Below are 17023 nucleotides of genomic sequence, written 5' to 3'. Positions count from 1 at the left end.
CGGCTCGTCTCTCGCCCTCCGCCCTGCTCGTCGCGTCCGACTGGTTGCGGCGCGATCCACCCTGCCCACTCACCCTGCCCACCCCCTCTGAAGGAGACGAACATGCGCTCTCGCAGGATCCCGGCCGCCCCCGCGGTCGTCGCCGTCGCGGCTCTCGTCGCGGGCGGTCTGCTCGCGCCCAGCGCGGCCTTCGCCGCCGATGACGCGAGCGGCGTCCCGGCCCCGGCCGCACCCTCGACCGTGAAGCTCGCTGCGAGCGACGATGTCATCGCGAACCCGCAGCGCGGGTTCTATCACCACACCGAGACCCACTACCGCGCCGGTGGCGAGGGCTGGGAGCCGCTGGAGGGGGCCGAGCTCGCCGGCTACCGCGCCGAGGGGATCACGCAGATACTGCGGGTTTTCTACCTCGATGCCTTCACGGCGACGCCGACGCTCGCGCCCGACCTGCTCGAGAAGATCAGCGCCGACTACGCGACCGCGCGGGCCGCGGGTGTCTCGGTCATCACGCGCTTCGCCTACGTGCAGGGCGGCGACTGGCCCTACGAGCCGCCTTACGGGGATGCGCCGCTCGACGTCGTGCTGGCGCACATCCACCAGCTCGGTCCGATCCTGCGGGCGAACGCGGATGTCATCCCGGTCGTGCAGGAGGGCCTGATCGGGCTCTGGGGCGAGGGCTACTACACCGACCACTTCGTCGCCGATCCCGCCGATCCGGGCACGGTGACGGATGCCGACTGGGCGAAGCGGGCCCAGGTCACCCAGGCGCTGCTCGCCGAGCTGCCGGCCGACCGCTCGGTGCAGCTGCGCACGATGCAGATGAAGCAGAAGCAGCTCGGCGTGACGACCGGCGCGGCCGGCGCGGTCTCGAGTGCCGAGGCGACGACCGGCACGGCGCTGTCGCGCGTCGGTCACCACAACGACTGCCTGCTGGCGGCGCCCGACGACTGGGGAACCTTCCTCTCCGACCCGATCGAGCTCGACCAGCAGTACCTCGAGGCCGACAGCGCCTGGGTGCCGGTCGGCGGCGAGACCTGCAACGTGAACCCGCCGCGCTCGGAGTGGCCGAGCGCTTCGGCCGAGCTGGCGCGCTATCACTACAGCTATCTCAACCGCGACTACCAGCCCGAGGTGCTCGCCTCGTGGGGCGACGCGGGAATCCAGACGGCGTCGAAGCTGCTCGGGTACCGGCTCGTGCTGACCGACTCGACGATCGCCCCGGCCGCCGACGGCAGCGCCGCGGTCACGGTGCACGTGCGCAACGACGGCTGGGCGGCGCCCTATACGCCCCGCCCGGCGACCCTCGTGCTGACCGCAGCCGACGGCGCCGAGACCGAGATCGCGCTCGACGGCCCCGACATCCGCCGGTGGCTGCCGGGCACGACGACGACCCTGACGGCGACGCTGAGCGATCTCGCGCCGGGCGACTACGCGGCGGCGCTGGCGCTGCGCGCCCCGGTGCGCGACGAGGATGCGGTTCCGCCGACGACCGCGGCTCGCGCGTCCGCCGTCGCTGCGGCGGTGACTGCGGCGGCGCCCTCCGCGGCCCCGGCCTCCGACCCGCGCTTCGCGATCCGCACGGCGAACGTCGGAACCTGGGATACGGCGACCGGTGTCAACGCGCTGGGCCAGACGGTCGTCGCGACGGCGGCCGGGATCGTCGCGGTGCCGAGCGACCCGGCCGCCGTGGCCTCCCCGGGCGGCGCTGCGGCGCAGCTCGCCGCGACGGGGTCCGAGCTCGCGTCGCCGGGTGCCCTGTCGGCGCTCATCGCCGTCGTCGCGGGAGCCCTGCTGATCGCATTCCGTCGGCGTCGCCGCAGCGACGCGCAGGTCCCGCGCAACCAGAATGCGCGTTTCGCGCAATCTCGTGACTGAACGCGCAATCCATCCCACACTGTCCCTGACGGCGCGAGGCGCCGACCCGCACGACCAGACCGGAGTCACCATGAGCATCACCGACGACGAGATCGCCACGCAGCCCCGCCTCTGGCGTGAGGCCCTCGCGGGTCTCGACCAGGCCCGCGACCTGCTCGCCGCACCGGGGGAGAAGGTGCTCGTGATCGGCTGCGGCACCTCCGCCTTCGTCGCCGAGTCGCTCGCCTTCCTGCGCGAGGAAGCCGGGCTCGGCGTCACCGACGCGGGCTACGCCAGCGAGCCGCGCGTCTGGCGCGACTGGGATCGCGTCGTGGCGATCACCCGCTCGGGCACCACCACGGAGGTCATCGCGGCGCTGCGCGACGTGCCCGCCGGCGTGCGCCGCGTCGTCGTGACCGGCGTCGCCGACTCGCCCGTCGCGGAGTTCGCCGACGACATCCTCGACCTCGCCGCCGCCGACGAGAAGTCGGTAGTGCAGACGCGCTTCCCGACCACGTTCCTCACGCTCGCCCGCGCCGCTCTCGGCTACGACGTCGAGCCGGCCATCACGGCGGTCGAGGAGGCGCTCGCGCTGCCGCTGCCGATCGACCTCGGCGGGCTCGACCACTTCGTGTACCTCGGCACCGGCTGGACGCACGGCCTCGCCCAGGAGGCGGCGCTCAAGATCCGCGAGGCAGCCCAGGCCTGGTCGGAGTCGTACCCCGTGCTCGACTACCGTCACGGCCCGCTTGCGGTCGCGCACCCGGGCTCGCTCGTCTGGCTGTTCGGCAGCGCGGATGCGGCGCTCGCCGACGACATCCGCCGCACCGGAGCGACCGTGCTGCTGGGATCGACCGAGCCGCTCGTCGACCTCGTGCAGGCGCAGCGCCTCGCCGTCGCGATCGCCGCCCAGCGCGGGCTCGACCCCGACCAGCCGCGTCACCTGACGCGGTCGATCATCCTCAGCTGACCGCGTGGCGGCGGCGCGTCCGAGCTCGAGCCCGCCGCGCCGCCGCCCTCGTAGCGCACCCCGCACGACAGCATCATCCGCACGACAGCACCACCAGCACCGCCCGCACCATCAGCACCGCCCGCACCTCATCCGACAACGACGTCGCCGCCCGCAGAAGCACCACCACTGCACCGCACGCGCACCGCCCCTGCACCGCACCGCCCCTGCACCACCGGCACCGAGGAGAACCCCGTGACCCCCCGAAACCGACTCATCCGCACCGCCGCCGCTCTCGCGATCGGCGCGCTCGGCCTGGCGGGCCTCGCCGGCTGCGCGGGCCCGACCGGCGCGACGAAGCTCGACACGAAGGCCGATGTCAAGCTCACCTGGTGGACCGGACAGGACTCGGACGCGAGCAAGCTTCTGCAGAAGCTCGCCGACGAGTTCGAGACGGAGCACCCGAACGTCACGATCGACGTCTCGCCGGGTGCCTCGTCGACCGAGGACCTGCTGCAGAAGCTCAGCGCCGGATTCGCCGGCAACAGCTACCCCGACATCTCCTACAGCTTCGGCTCGTGGGCGAGCCAGCTCGAGAGCTCGGGCCGCACGCTCGACATCACGAAGCAGGTCGCCGATCCGGATGTGAAGTGGGACGAGTTCTCCGAGGCGGCGCGCGCGACCGTGCAGCCGAGCGGGAAGAAGACGATCGGCTTCCCGGCGATCGTCGACAACATCTCCCTCATCTACAACACGAAGCTGTTCGAGGATGCCGGTGTCGCCGTGCCGACGGACGACTGGACCTGGGACGACTTCCGCGCCGCCGCGAAGAAGATCAGCGACCCGTCGACCGAGACCTACGGCTACGCCTACTCGGTGTCGGGCTCGGAGGAGACGACCTGGCAGTTCTGGCCGCACCTGTGGCAGAACGGCGGCGAGATCCTGAAGGGCGACAAGGCCGCCTTCGATTCTGCGGCGGGCGTGGAGTCGCTCGAGTTCCTGAAGAGCATGGCCGTCGACGACGAGAGCGTCTACCTCGACCAGACCGACACCAAGTTCGGGCAGCTCTTCGCCGCCGGACGCATCGGCATGATGACCTCCGGCCCGTGGCAGCTGTTCGACCTGAATAAGGCGAAGACCCCCTACGCCGTCGTGCAGCTGCCGGGCACCGACGGCGACCACACGACCGTCTCGGGCCCCGACATCTGGGCGCTGTTCGACCACAAGGACGTCAACCGCGCGCACTGGGCCTACGAGTTCACGAAGTGGCTGACGAGCGCCGAGCAGGATGAGCGCTGGAACGTCGAGATCGGCAACCTGCCGCTGCGCAGCTCCGAGGTCGACTCCGCCGCCTTCGCCGCGAAGGTGAAGGAGTACCCGGGCCTCGACGTCATGGCCGCGAACGCCGAGAACGCCACGAAGGCACGGCCGACGGTCTCGGGATACGTCGGGCTCTCGGAGGCGGTCGGCGACGCGATCTCGCACGTGCTGCAGGGCGACGGGGATGCGAAGACCGAGCTCGCGAAGGCCGCGAAGCAGGCCGACGAAGCGCTCGCGGGGGAGTGAGCGTGTCGGCCGTCACCGCCGGCGCGCGCCGCGCATCCACCTCCGGGGGTCGCACCCCGCCGCGACGCATCCCGCCGTCCCGTCCAGCGCAGCGCCCCGGCGCCCGGCTGCGGCGCTGGAAGAACGACCTCGGCGGCTGGGCGTTCGTCGCCCCGGCGTCGCTGCTCGTGCTGGGCCTGTCGATCTTCCCCGCCGGCTGGGCGCTGCTGCTCAGCACGCAGAAGTGGGACGGCTTCAGCGAGCCGGTGGCGGTCGGCGGCAAGAACTTCGCCAAGCTCGCGACCGACGACAAGTTCTGGGACGCGGTGGTGCACACCGGCATCTACACGGCGCTGTTCGTGCCGGCGTCGGTGCTCGCCGGACTGTTCCTCGCCGTCGCGCTGAACCGCCGCATCCGGTTCATCGGGGTCTACCGCACGGCGATCTTCGTGCCCTTCGTCGCCTCCGCGGCCGCGACCGGCATCCTCTCGACCTACCTCTTCAACCCCGAGTTCGGCCTGGTCAACAACGTGCTGCGCACGATCGGCCTGCCCGCCCAGGGCTGGCTCGAGGATCGCAACCAGGCGATGGTCGTGATCGCGATCATGGCGCTCTGGGGCTCGGCGGCCTTCACCACGGTCATCTACCTCGCCGCGCTGCAGGACGTGCCGATGGAGCTGCTCGAGGCGGCACGCCTCGACGGCGCGAACCGCTGGCAGGCGTTCTGGCGGGTCGTCTGGCCGCAGCTCGCGCCTGTCACCGTGTTCACGACGATCTGGCAGACGATCCAGGCGATCCAGCTCTTCGATCTGGTGCTCACGACGACCAAGGGCGGGCCGCTCGACTCGACCCAGACGATCGTCTACTACCTCTGGCACGAGGCCTTCGTCGAGCTGAACTTCGGCTACGGCTCGGCCGTCGCCTGGGTGCTGTTCGGCATCACCCTGATCATCACCGTCGGCGTCGTGCTCTACGGACGCCGCAGCGGACAGGAGGCCTTCTGATGGCCATCACGACATCCACCCGCTCCGTTCTCGACGTCGCCGGGGCGTCGCCGCGCATCGACTCCGCACGCACCTTGGATGCCGACGCGGCCGCGGCGGGCGGGCGCGTCGCGTCGGGCGCCGGCCGCCGCAAGCGCCGCCGGCCCAGCGCCTGGCACCTGTTCCTCATCCCGGTGTCGCTGCTGTTCCTGATCCCGTTCCTGCAGATGTTCCTCGCCTCGGTCTCGCCCGAGAAGGAGCTGGTCAGCTTCCCGCCGCCGTTCATCCCCTCGCACCTCGACTTCGGCGGCTACGCCGGGCTCTTCGCCGAGTCGAACGTGCTGACGTGGCTGCTCAACACGGTCATCGTCTCGACCGTGGGCATCGCCTCGCACCTGGTGCTGTGCTCGCTGGCCGGGTACGGCTTCGCGCGGCTCAAATTCCGCGGGCGGCAGCTGGGCATCTTCATGATCCTCGGCACGATCATGATCCCGACGCAGCTGCTCATGATCCCGACCTACATCCTGTTCTCGCAGCTCGGGCTGGTGAACACGCTCGGCGCGGCGATCGTGCCGTGGCTCTCGAGCGCCTTCGGCATCTTCCTCATGCGGCAGTTCTTCCTGTCTCTGCCGGCCGAGCTCGAGGAGTCGGGGATGCTCGACGGCGCGAACCGCTGGCAGGTGTTCACCCGCATCATCCTGCCGCTGGCGAAGCCGGCCCTCGCGACGCTCGCGATCTTCACGCTCCTCGGATCGTGGAACGACCTGATCTGGCCGCTCATCGCGATCAACGACCCTCACGCCTTCACGCTGCAGCTCGGTCTGCAGAACTTCCAGGGCACGCGGCGCACCCAGTGGTCGCTGCTCATGGCGGGCAATGTGGTGGCGACGCTGCCGCTGATCGTGTTCTTCCTGTTCGCGCAGAAGCAGTTCGTGCAGACGATGACCCTCTCGGGCCTGAAAGGCTGAGTGCATGACACTCATCGCGCTCGCGCCGAGCCCCGCCCTCGACGTGACGCACCGCATCGGCGTGCTCGACGACGGGGGCATCCACCGCCCCACCGAGGTCGTGCGCCTCGCGGGCGGCAAGGCGCTCAACGTGGTGCGGGCGGCGCGGACGCTCGGCCTGCCCGCGCGCGCGGTCGTGCCGCTCGGCGGGCGGATGGGCGTGGTCGTCGCGGGTCTCGCCGTCGACGAGGGGCTGGATGTGCGCGCCGTGCCGATCGCGGCCGAGGCGCGTCAGTGCCTCTCGCTCGTGCCCGACGCCGGCTCGCCGACCGAGTCGTACGAGCCGGCGCCCGAGCTGAGCGACCGCGAGGCGCGGTCGCTCGCCTCCGCCGTGGGGGAGGAGCTCGCCGGCGCGCTCGCCGGGGAGACCATCGGGGACGCGGAGGTCGATGCGGGCGCGGGCGACGACGACGCGCCGGCCGGCCCGGTCTGGCTCGCGATCTCCGGCAGCCTTCCGCCCGCGCTCATCGCCGGACTCGCCCCCGTCGTCGAGGCGGCGCTCGCCGCGGGCGTCCGGCTCGCGGTCGACAGCTCGGGCGAGGGGCTGCGCGCCCTGCTCGCGGCGCGCCCGCACCTCGTGAAGGTGAACCGCTCGGAGGCCGCGGGCGCGCTCGGACTGCCCGAGCAGACCCCGCTGCGGGAGCTCGCGGCCGCGCTGCGCGCCCTCACGACGCGCCCCGATGGCGACGACGGACTCGTCGTCGTGACGGATGGCGCCCACGGCGCGCTCGCGCTCGGCGCCGACGGGGCCTGGCTCGCGCATCCCGACCCGGAGCCCGGACGCTTCGCCGTCGGCAGCGGCGACAGCTTCCTCGCCGGCATCGTCGCCGGCCTCGTCGCGGGCGAGCCGACCGCGAGCGCCCTGGCGCGCGCGAGCGCCGCCGGCAGCGCGAACACCCGCGCGCTCGGCGCGGGGCGCTTCGCGACGGACGATGTCGACGCGGCGGCGTCGCGCATCCGCGTCGAGGCGCTCGGCTGATGTCGGGCGCGGGTCGTGCGCGGCCTCGTCATCCTGGCGTCATCGACCGGATCGCACACTGAGCGCATGATTCCCGCGCGCACTCGCCTCGCCGTCGCCCTGCTGGCCGGCGCGACTCTCCTCGTGCTCGCCGCGTGCACCGGCGGCCCGTCACCGTCGCCGTCGCCGTCCGCCGCATCCACCTCGACCCGCACCGACGACACGAGCGGCGTCGATGACCAGGGCAACGGGCTGACCGTGCACGGCGGCCCGGCCTACGACTTCCTCGGCGCCGGCGACAGGGGGGTGACCGTGCGCGCCGGCGACGACTGGAGCCTGCCCGCGAGCGCGCGTCCGGCCGCCAACTCGGGCTTCTTCAGCGAACAGGCGGATGAGCGGTGGGGCGTCGGCGTGCGCAGCGTCGACGTGAGCTGGCGGCAGATCGCGCCGAAGGCCGACGACGCGATCGACGGCGCCGCGAAAGGCGCGGCCCAGGGCATGGACTTCGCCTCGCTCGACGCGCAGCTGGAGGCCGCCCGGGCGAGCGGAGGCGGCTACTGGATGCGCCTCTTCGCGAGCGGGAAGGACTGGGCGCCGAAGCGCGTGGCCGCCGACTGCGGGGTCACGACCTACGGACCCGACTACGACGGCGAGCGCCACCTCCCGATCTGGGACGAGTGCGTCTGGTCGCACCTGCTCGCGACCTACCGCGCGCTGTTCCGCGATCAGGGTCTCGCCGCCGACCCGAAGCTGCGCTTCGTCTACGTGCCCGGCGCCTTCACCTGGGCCGAGTTCGACTACGACATCATCAGCGACGCCGCGAAGAAGGGCGATCTGACCTGGAAGCAGTACAGCACCTGGTACTCGCACGCCTGGAGCGACCTCGTCGAGGTCTTCGGACCGGACGCGGACAAGCTCGTCTTCACGGGCGAAGACCACCCCTGGGGGCCGTTCGGCGCGAAAGACGACCTGCTCGCGAAGGAGGCGGTGGATGACGGCCTCGGCATCCGCACCGGCATCACCGAGCTGTCGAACTTCCACCTCAGCGACGCCCCCGCCTACGGCTCGAGCGTGCAGAAGGACGGCCACCTCGTGGTCGACGAGAGCCTGCCCATCCACGACGGCACCCGCATCGTCGCGACCGAGAACGAGTGCTACACCGCCTGCGGCTACGAGACCGATGATCCCTACTACGCCGTGCGGCAATCGAACCTCAAGGCGCTGCAGCTGCGCATGAACTGGATCTACGTCGTGCCGAGCGACTCGTACCTGTCGCGGTTCGCGAAGCACTGGGACTGGGTGCGGCTCTCGATGGGCCAGACCGCCTCGACCAGCTCGGATGCGTGGGCCGAGCTGCGCACGGCCGACGACACTGCGATCGACCGGCGCATCCGCAACCTCGAGCGCTGGCTCGTGCAGGTCGACGAGCCCGGCTCGGTCGCGCATCGCAGCGACGCCGACGTGCACCGGAACGTGCTCGAGAAGGACAACGGCACGGCCTGGGAAGGGCTCACGACCGACGTCGCGGGCGGCGACACCGGGTTCGTCTTCGACGTGGATGCGCGCTTCGCGGCGGCGGCCGCGGCCGACTCCGCCGCCGACTCCTCTGCTGGCGGCGCGGTGCTCAAGGTCACCTATCTCGACGAGGGCTCGGGTGACGTGACCGTCACGACGCCGGTCGGCGCCGCGGCGGCGCGCATTCCGCGCACCGACTCGGGAAAGTGGATGACGGCGACCGTCGCGCTGCCGCCGGGCGCCCTCGGCGGCGATCACCGCCTCCGCCTCGGCGTCGCCGCGGACGCCGACGACCTCACGGTCCGTTTCGTCCGCGTCGTGCGCCTCTGACGTCCCAGCACCTCAGGATCGCGCGGCGATCCTGGTTTCGCCGCACGATATCCCGCGGCGAGACCGAGATCGTGCGGCGCTCAGCTCGGCTGGTCGCCGTCCGTCTTCGGCCCGGCCGACTTGGTCGCGTCGGGCGCGTAGACGAGCTGAATGCCGTCGCCCGACACGATGAGCCCGTCACCGCTGCGCTTCACGGCATCCGCCTTCTGCAGCGCCGCGAGGTAGCGCGTCTCCTGCTCGTTCGCGGACCGCTCGGCGCAGGCGCGCTTCGTCGAGACGATCGGCCCGACCGTCACGTGACCCGAGTCGCCGACCTTCACGTCCGCGCCGAAGCCGTTGCAGCCGCCGTTGCCCGAGAACCTGCCGTCCTCGCGCAGATCGAGCGTCGCCGAGACCGTGGGCGGGGCGAGCGTGCCCTGGTCGTCGGTGATCGAGGTGAGCAGCCAGAGCTGGGCGACGTCGGCCTCGAGCGACCCGCCCGACGATCCGCCTGAACCCTGCGACCCGGCCGACTCGTCGCCGCCCGGGGTCGCGCTCGCCGATCCCGACCCGCCGGCGCCGGGCGCGGCCCCGTCCGAGCTCCCGCTCGCGCAGCCGCTCAGCAGGCCGAGCGCCAGCAGCGCCGCTCCCGCGCCCGCGACGGCCGCGCGCACGGCGCTGAGTCGATCTCCTGCGGTGATCCCTGTGGTGATCCGGAGCATGGTCCCCCTCCTCGTCGTTCCTCTCATCCTGTTCGACGCGCGCCCGAAAGGAAACGTTGGGGTGGATGCGCGACCCGGCCGACCGCGAGTGTCGCCGAGCGCGGCGCGAGCACCCGCCGAGCGACCCCGCCCCGCCCGCCTAGACTGGTGCGGTTCCCCCTGAAGCCCACGCGCGACGGAGACGCATGTCTGAAATCACGCCCGAGGTCGTGGCCCACCTGGCCGACCTCGCCCGCATCGCCCTCACCGACGACGAGATCCAGAAGCTCACGGGCGAACTGGGTTCCATCGTCGACAACGTCGCCAAGGTGAGCGAGGTGGCCACGCCCGACGTCGAGGCGACCAGCCACCCGATCCCGCTGAGCAACGTGTTCCGCCCCGACGTTCCCGGTGAGACCCTCACGCCCGCCGAGGCCCTGGCCGGCGCCCCCGAGCACGCCTCCGACCGATTCAAGGTCAGCGCGATCCTGGGGGAGGAGCAGTGAGCGAGCTGATCACCGCCACCGCCGCCGACCTGGCCGCGAAGCTCGCCGCCGGCGAGGTCTCGAGCGCCGAGGTCACCCGCGCGCACCTCGACCGCATCGCGGCCGTCGAGCCGAGCGTCAACTCCTACCTGCACGTCAGCGAGCAGGCGATCGCGACCGCCGAGGCGATCGACGCGCGCCGCGCCGCCGGCGAGCAGCTGCCGACCCTCGCCGGCGTGCCCGTCGCGATCAAGGACGTGCTGTGCACGGTCGACATGCCGTCGACCGCCGGCAGCCGCATCCTCGAGGGCTGGGTCCCGCCCTACGACGCGACGCCGGTGCGCAAGCTGCGCGAGAACGGCCTCGTGCCGCTCGGCAAGACGAACATGGACGAGTTCGCGATGGGCTCCTCCACCGAGTACTCGGCCTATGGCCCGACCCGCAACCCGTGGGATCTCGAGCGCATCCCCGGCGGCTCCGGCGGCGGCTCGGCCGCGGCCGTCGCTGCCTTCGAGGCGCCTCTCGCCCTCGGCTCCGACACGGGCGGCTCGATCCGTCAGCCCGCCGCCGTCACCGGCTCGGTCGGCGTCAAGCCCACCTACGGCGGCGTCTCGCGCTACGGCGCGATCGCGCTCGCCTCGTCGCTCGACCAGGTCGGCCCGGTCACGCGCACGGTGCTGGATGCGGCGCTGCTGCACGACGTGATCGGCGGCCACGACCCGCGCGACTCCACCTCGCTCACCGACGTCTGGCCCAGCTTCGAGCAGGCCGCCCGCCGCGGCGCCCAGGAGGGCTCGCTCAAGGGACTCAAGGTCGGCGTCGTGAAGGAGCTCGCCGGCGGCGAGGGCTTCCAGCCCGGCGTTCTCGCCCGCTTCCGCGAGTCGCTCGAGCTGCTCGAGCAGAACGGCGCCGAGATCGTCGAGGTCGCCGCCCCGAACTTCGAGTACGCGATCTCGGCCTACTACCTGATCCTCCCCGCCGAGGCGTCGAGCAACCTGGCCAAGTTCGACTCCGTGCGATTCGGTCTGCGCGTCACCCCGCAGGGCGGCGGCACGGTCGAGCAGGTCATGGCCGCGACCCGCGAGCAGGGCTTTGGCCCCGAGGTGAAGCGCCGCATCATCCTCGGCACCTACGCGCTCTCGGCCGGCTACTACGACGCCTACTACGGCAGCGCGCAGAAGGTGCGCACGCTCATCCAGCAGGACTTCTCGGCCGCGTTCGAGAAGGTGGATGTGCTGGTCTCGCCCTCGGCGCCGACCACGGCGTTCAAGTTCGGCGAGAAGACCGCCGACCCGCTGTCGATGTACCTCAACGACCTCACCACGATCCCCGCGAACCTCGCGGGCGTTCCCGGAATCTCGCTGCCGGCGGGTCTGGCCGACGAGGACGGGCTGCCGGTCGGCATCCAGTTCATGGCCCCGGCCCGCGCTGACGAACGGCTGTACCACGTGGGCGCCGCTCTCGAGGCGCTGCTCGTCGACCGCTGGGGCGGGCCGCTGCTGCATCGGGCTCCTCAGCTCTGATCTTCCGCGTCAGCTCCAGCGAGGCGACCAGCCTCTGACTCCTCGGCCCCGTGCATCCGCGCGGGGCCGACGTCGTCTCCCGGGATCGTGCCGAATACGGACACCGGATGCCGCGCGGGATGGATGCGGCGCGCTGCGTCGTCAGGAGGCGACGCGGCGCGCGGCGTCGGTGTGCGTCTCGCGCAGGTCGCGCAGACGCGCGTTGCCGGCGGCGAGCGAGGCCGTGCGGGCGGCGAGGGCGGCGCTCAGGGTCGTGAGCTCGACGCCGCTCTCGGCGAGGGACGCCGCGCGGGCGGCGAGCGACTCCGGTGTCGGCACTTGGGGCGGATCGGCGCGCGCCGGCCAGATGATCGGCTCGAGCTTCTGCCCGTCGAAGGGCTCGATGCGCAGGGCGATCCACGACAGCCAGCGCTGCACGGCGAGGATGCCGCCGCCGATGACGACGAAGGCGATCACCACGGTGAGGAACGCCTCCGGCAAGGTCATGCCCTGACCGTCCCACGGCGGGGAATGCGACGGCTAGTCAGCATTTGGGGGGACTCGTCGTCGGTAGACTCGTCCGCATGGCCCGCGCCGAACTCATGGACTACGACAAGGCCCTCGAACTCTACGAGCCGGTGCTCGGTTTCGAGGTGCACGTCGAGCTGTCGACCCGCACGAAGATGTTCTCCGACGCCCCGAACCCCGCGTTCGCCGACAACCACGGCGCGTCGCCCAACACGCAGATCACCCCGGTCGATCTCGGACTCCCGGGATCCCTCCCGGTCGTCAACGAGACCGCCGTGCACTACTCGATCTCGCTGGGCCTCGCGCTGGGCTGCTCGATCGCTGAGAGCTCGCGCTTCGCGCGGAAGAACTACTTCTACCCCGACCTCGCGAAGAACTACCAGATCAGCCAGTTCGACGAGCCGATCGCCTTCGAGGGCTCGGTCGACATCGAGCTCGAGGACGGCACCGTGTTCACCGTGCCGATCGAGCGGGCGCACATGGAAGAGGATGCGGGCAAGCTGACCCACGTCGGCGGCGCGACCGGCCGCATCCAGGGCGCCGAGTACTCGCTCGTCGACTACAACCGCGCGGGCGTCCCGCTCGTCGAGATCGTGACGAAGCCGATCTTCGGCGCCGAGGGCCGTGCGCCCGAGGTGGGCAAGGCCTACGTGTCGACGATCCGCGACATCGTCCGCTCCCTCGGCATCAGCGAGGCGCGCATGGAGCTCGGCAACCTGCGCTGCGACGCGAACGTGTCGCTGCGTCCGCGCGGCCAGGAGAAGCTCGGCACCCGCACCGAGACGAAGAACGTCAACTCGATGCGCAGCGTCGAGCGCGCGGTGCGCTACGAGATCCAGCGCCAGGCGGCGATCCTCGCCAAGGGCGGCACGATCACGCAGGAGACCCGTCACTGGCACGAGGACACCGGCACCACCTCGCCCGGTCGTCCCAAGTCGGATGCCGACGACTACCGCTACTTCCCCGAGCCCGATCTGCTGCCCGTGCAGCCCTCGGCCGAGCTGATCGCGCAGCTGCGCGCGGCCCTGCCCGAGGCGCCCGCCGTGCGCCGCCGTCGCCTGCTCGAGGAGTGGGGCTTCACCGAGCTGGAGTTCCGCGACGTGAAGAACAGCGGCCTCCTCGCCGAGATCGAGGACACGGTCGCCGCCGGCGTCGCCCCCGCCCAGGCACGCAAGTGGTGGACGGGCGAGATCGCCCGCATCGCCAACACGAAGGGCGCCGAGCCGGCCGAGCTGATCACCGCGACCGCGGTCGCCGAGGTGCAGTCGCTCGTCGACGACGGCATCCTCAACGACAAGCTCGCCCGCCAGGTCATCGAGGGCGTCATCGAGGGCGAGGGCTCCGCGGCCGAGGTCGTCGAGAAGCGCGGCCTCAAGCTCGTCTCCGACGACGGCCCCTTGATCGCCGCGATCGACGAGGCTCTCGCCGCCCAGCCCGACGTGCTCGAGAAGATCCGCGACGGCAAGGTGCAGGCCGCCGGCGCCGTCATCGGCGCGGTCATGAAGGCGATGAAGGGCCAGGCCGACGCGGCCCGCGTGCGCGAGCTCGTACTGGAGCGCGCCCAGGCGTAGGCGACACGAGTGAGGGGCTGGATGCGCGCATCCAGCCCCTCACTCGTTCCCGGTTCATTCGCGCGGAGTTGGCGGAGGGGCGTCGAGCTCGACCTCGAATGAGAAGGTTGTGCTGTAGTAATCGCGATACTTGCCATCTGCTGTCTCGGATTGGGTGACCGACAACTTCAATCCGAGCGTTTCGGAGATCTGGTGAGCAGTGGCTAGCCCGATACCTTGCCCGTCAACGGACGCGGCGATTGGCGCCGAGCCTCGAACTCCAGGAAGAAAAATCGCACTTCGCTCGGATTCGAGAATGATCGGGCCCAGTGAAGTGAAGCTGGCGATGACGCGATCTCGTCGTTCGTCGAGCCGCATTGCGGCAGTCGAACCTGGCGGGGCGTACTTGACGAGATTGTCGAGAATGCCCTGCAGGACTGCTCCGATCGCGTTCTTGTTATAAGTGCAGGTGCCCCATGACCCGCCGTCGAGTTTCAACGTAATCTCGCGCTCGCGAGCCTGCCACTGGTAGATCAGAGTGTAGGTGCGAAAGACCGAATGAAAAGTAAAGGTGTCAACATCATCGCGGGAGCGCATCGGGTCCTCAAGAAAAGCCAGAGAGTCTAGCTTTCGAATCATCAGCTGGGCGGCGTAGAAGATCGATCCCTCAGTGGGCGCGAACTGTGCCGCTTCGGAGAGCGGTCTGTCTGGGCTCTTCTCTCTAAGCAGGCCCTCCGCATGTCCGCGAACTAGTTTTGCAAGCTGCAGAAAATCGTGACTCTGCTGAATGTTTTTGTCGAAGCTCTGTCGCAGTTGCGCCGCCAAAGCGGAATGGATTCGTGGGTCCTCGATTAGCTCGTTGAGCATCTGCTCTCGAAGGTAGTCGAAATCCGCGTTGATTCCGACGCCCAGCTCTCGAGCGGAATCGATCGCTGTTGTCACCTGTTTTGCCTGGACGCGGCGCGAAGGTTCTTGACGCAGACGATTTCTTAGCCGGGACGACTGAGACGTGGTGCCGGTGGCTAGAACACCGAACACCACTCTTTCGGAATCTACGCGAGCGTACGTGATTCCGTATCGGCAAGTGCGGGGTTCGCCGATTGGCGCGCGGTCGTCCTTGCTGCACTCTCGCCGCGGGCACACTATGCAATCGGGATGAACTCCGATGAGACTCCCGTCGGAATCAACTGATCCAGTGGTAGTGGGAAATGGAAACAGTCTCCAGACATCGCCTGTCATGAGGACAGCGCGCCCAATACCGAGATGCCGACCGAGACAACTTTTAGTGCGATGTCGACCTTTTGTGTATCGGGGACATATTTGTCGAGATATCGCTTTAGGCGCTGCGGATTTCCTGACTGCACCGCCCTCAAGGCGAGAGGTACTGCCTTAGGCACGCTGGCAGCTGTCTCTCCGAGCTGCTCGTTCATCCTTGCGATGAAGTAGCCGGGAGAGGTCTGGGCGACGATCAATTTATCGACAATCGATTTGAATTCGACATAATCAGACTCTTTGTCGAGGAATCCATCTGCCAGTCGAATATAGCGGGTGTCGCGGATTGAATACGGCTTTGAGGAATAAACTACGACGGGCTGTGCGGGATTAGTTTGCTTAATGTGCTCGAGGATGCCAAACCCCTGTTTTGCGCGGCTTTCCGCCAGGCCGACTCCCTGAATATCAAGCAGGATGAGGTGAAAGTCACCGTCGGTAAGCTGATGCAGGTTCTTGATCTCGGCCCAACGTTCGATCTTGTAGCCGTCACGCGTGAATAGCCTCTGATAGGTGAACGCGTGGTCGTCTATGACGAGAACCCGCGCTAGATGGCGCACCTGATCGATTGATCGCGGGGTGTCTGTTGGTCGCTGGCCAATCATGGTTGAACGGTACATGGACGCTTGTTATTCGAGTCGGGCCCGAGCCGGGCAGAAGCCGGCGCGAAAGTGCGAGCGGGGTCAGTAGTTCTGGGTCGTGCTCACTTTACGTGCTCGCTGCATCGGTTCTGAAGACGCGCGTTCGGGTGTCATTCCCCGCGCGTGTGCGGGCGGAGCTTCAGGCGGCGCTCGTTGGGCTGGGTCTTCGGCTTGATCTCGACGAGGCCCTGGCGCGAGGTGAGGAAGTCGGTGAAGGTCTCGTAGCCGAGCGAGCGCTCGCGGAACGCGGAGTTGAGGCGCAGCATCTGCGCCTTCACCTCGCTGGGGTGCAGCCACTCCTCGTCGTCCTTCTCGGTGACGAGCTGCATGGCCCGCACGAGCAGCTTGGATGCGGCGGCCTTCGACATGCGCGGCGTCGCGTCGGCGGCGACTCGCCCGCCGGAGGTCGCGACGACGCCGTCGGCGGTTCCGGTGGCGGCGGATGCCGCGGCATCCGCTCCGTCGCCGGTCGGCGCCGAAGTCGGCACGCTGCTCGACGTCGCCGGTGCGGGGCGGGTGGTGGAGTCCTCCGCGTCCTCGTCGTCGTCCTCGTCGTCGATCTCGTCGTCGAGCAGGCCGGGCAGGTCTTCGTAGAGGGTGAAGACGTCGCAGGCCTTGATGAGCGCGGCGCCGGTCGAGCCGCCGACGCCCACGCCGACGACGACGCGGCCGAGACGTCGGGCGCGCTGGGCGAGGGCGACGTAGTCGGAGTCGCCGGCGACGATCACCACGTGCGTGACGTCGGGCAGGCGGAAGAGGTCTTCGACGACATCCACCGAGAGTCGGATGTCGGCGCCGTTCTTGCCGCTCGCCGACTGGAACAGCTGTGTCAGGTCGATCGCGCGGTCGGTGAGCTGTGCGTAGTAGCTCGCGTTCGCCGGAACCGACCAGTCGGCGTAGGCGCGCGAGACGACGACGGGGCCGAAGGAGGAGCCGTAGTCGAGGATCGCGCCCAGGTCGACCTCGGCCTGCTTGAGCTTGCCGCCGACGACGCTCGCCGATCCCATGACGTGGGCGCGGGCGTTGTCGCGGCGCCAGGCCTCACGGCCCTCGGGGCGGAAGGTGCGGTCGTAGTTCGACATGACGATGTTGTCGAAGTCGATGTAGACGGCGACGCGGGGCGTGGGCGATTCGGCCATGCGTCGAGCCTAGTGACGGCCGGTGACGGGGCACCCGGCGACGCCGAGCGGATGGGATCCCCATCGAGATCGACTCTTGCGGGAATGT

The 17023-nt window shown here is 70.0% G+C and carries 15 protein-coding genes; 10 read left to right on the top strand and 5 right to left on the bottom strand.

Annotated elements, in window-relative coordinates:
- Positions 1-102: 102 nt before the first annotated feature.
- The 7 genes from FJ657_RS13760 (at position 103) to FJ657_RS13730 (ending at position 9141) form a co-directional block, all read left to right on the top strand.
- Positions 103-1875 carry a DUF4832 domain-containing protein gene (locus tag FJ657_RS13760; protein WP_141164285.1) on the top strand — a complete coding sequence of 591 codons (1773 nt, stop codon included), beginning with the start codon at positions 103-105 and terminating at the stop codon, positions 1873-1875.
- A 70-nt stretch (positions 1876-1945) separates the two neighbouring features.
- Entirely contained in the window at positions 1946-2824 is an 879-nt protein-coding gene (locus tag FJ657_RS13755) for an SIS domain-containing protein (protein WP_141164284.1), read from the top strand.
- A 234-nt stretch (positions 2825-3058) separates the two neighbouring features.
- Positions 3059-4369: an ABC transporter substrate-binding protein gene (locus FJ657_RS13750; RefSeq protein WP_141164283.1), complete on the top strand. Its 1311-nt coding sequence runs from the start codon at positions 3059-3061 to the stop codon at positions 4367-4369.
- A gap of 2 nt (positions 4370-4371) precedes the next feature.
- Entirely contained in the window at positions 4372-5352 is a 981-nt protein-coding gene (locus FJ657_RS13745; protein ID WP_255447352.1) for a carbohydrate ABC transporter permease, read from the top strand.
- Complete coding sequence (locus tag FJ657_RS13740; protein WP_141164282.1) at positions 5352-6299, top strand: carbohydrate ABC transporter permease; 948 nt, start codon at positions 5352-5354, stop codon at positions 6297-6299. The genes FJ657_RS13745 and FJ657_RS13740 overlap by 1 nt, the downstream gene beginning before the upstream one ends.
- A gap of 4 nt (positions 6300-6303) precedes the next feature.
- On the top strand, positions 6304-7317 hold the full coding sequence (locus FJ657_RS13735; RefSeq protein WP_141164281.1) for a 1-phosphofructokinase family hexose kinase: 1014 nt from the start codon (positions 6304-6306) through the stop codon (positions 7315-7317).
- 66 nt (positions 7318-7383) lie between these two features.
- Entirely contained in the window at positions 7384-9141 is a 1758-nt protein-coding gene (locus FJ657_RS13730; protein ID WP_141164280.1) for a hypothetical protein, read from the top strand.
- A gap of 80 nt (positions 9142-9221) precedes the next feature.
- Here the strand turns inward: FJ657_RS13730 and FJ657_RS13725 are convergent, their stop codons facing one another.
- Positions 9222-9842: an META domain-containing protein gene (locus FJ657_RS13725; RefSeq protein WP_141164279.1), complete on the bottom strand. Its 621-nt coding sequence runs from the start codon at positions 9840-9842 to the stop codon at positions 9222-9224.
- A 185-nt stretch (positions 9843-10027) separates the two neighbouring features.
- Between FJ657_RS13725 and gatC the strand changes: the two genes are divergently transcribed.
- Both gatC and gatA read left to right on the top strand, forming a co-directional pair.
- A complete protein-coding gene (gene gatC / locus FJ657_RS13720) occupies positions 10028-10327 on the top strand; it encodes an Asp-tRNA(Asn)/Glu-tRNA(Gln) amidotransferase subunit GatC (RefSeq protein WP_141164278.1) in 300 nt (99 codons plus the stop codon).
- On the top strand, positions 10324-11829 hold the full coding sequence (gene gatA / locus FJ657_RS13715) for an Asp-tRNA(Asn)/Glu-tRNA(Gln) amidotransferase subunit GatA (protein ID WP_141164277.1): 1506 nt from the start codon (positions 10324-10326) through the stop codon (positions 11827-11829). Before gatC ends, gatA begins: the two co-directional genes overlap by 4 nt.
- Before the next feature lie 141 nt (positions 11830-11970).
- Here gatA and FJ657_RS13710 read toward each other — a convergent pair whose 3' ends face one another.
- Entirely contained in the window at positions 11971-12315 is a 345-nt protein-coding gene (locus FJ657_RS13710) for a hypothetical protein (protein ID WP_141164276.1), read from the bottom strand.
- Positions 12316-12392: 77 nt separating this feature from the next.
- Between FJ657_RS13710 and gatB the strand changes: the two genes are divergently transcribed.
- Complete coding sequence (gatB, locus tag FJ657_RS13705) at positions 12393-13907, top strand: Asp-tRNA(Asn)/Glu-tRNA(Gln) amidotransferase subunit GatB (RefSeq protein ID WP_141164275.1); 1515 nt, start codon at positions 12393-12395, stop codon at positions 13905-13907.
- Between the two features lie 54 nt (positions 13908-13961).
- Here gatB and FJ657_RS13700 read toward each other — a convergent pair whose 3' ends face one another.
- The 3 genes from FJ657_RS13700 to FJ657_RS13690 form a co-directional block, all read right to left on the bottom strand.
- Complete coding sequence (locus tag FJ657_RS13700; protein ID WP_141164274.1) at positions 13962-14927, bottom strand: sensor histidine kinase; 966 nt, start codon at positions 14925-14927, stop codon at positions 13962-13964.
- Positions 14928-15121: 194 nt separating this feature from the next.
- Entirely contained in the window at positions 15122-15775 is a 654-nt protein-coding gene (locus FJ657_RS13695) for a DNA-binding transcriptional response regulator (RefSeq protein WP_141164273.1), read from the bottom strand.
- A 131-nt stretch (positions 15776-15906) separates the two neighbouring features.
- Positions 15907-16935, bottom strand: a complete 1029-nt coding sequence (locus FJ657_RS13690; RefSeq protein WP_141164272.1) for an NYN domain-containing protein — start codon at positions 16933-16935, stop codon at positions 15907-15909.
- Positions 16936-17023 lie beyond the last annotated feature (88 nt).

The sequence above is a fragment of the Schumannella soli genome (assembly GCF_006517435.1).
GTDB classification, from domain to species: Bacteria; Actinomycetota; Actinomycetes; order Actinomycetales; family Microbacteriaceae; genus Schumannella; species Schumannella soli.
Note: the sequence above shows the minus strand (reverse complement) of the source record. Positions and strands in the feature narration are given on the sequence as shown.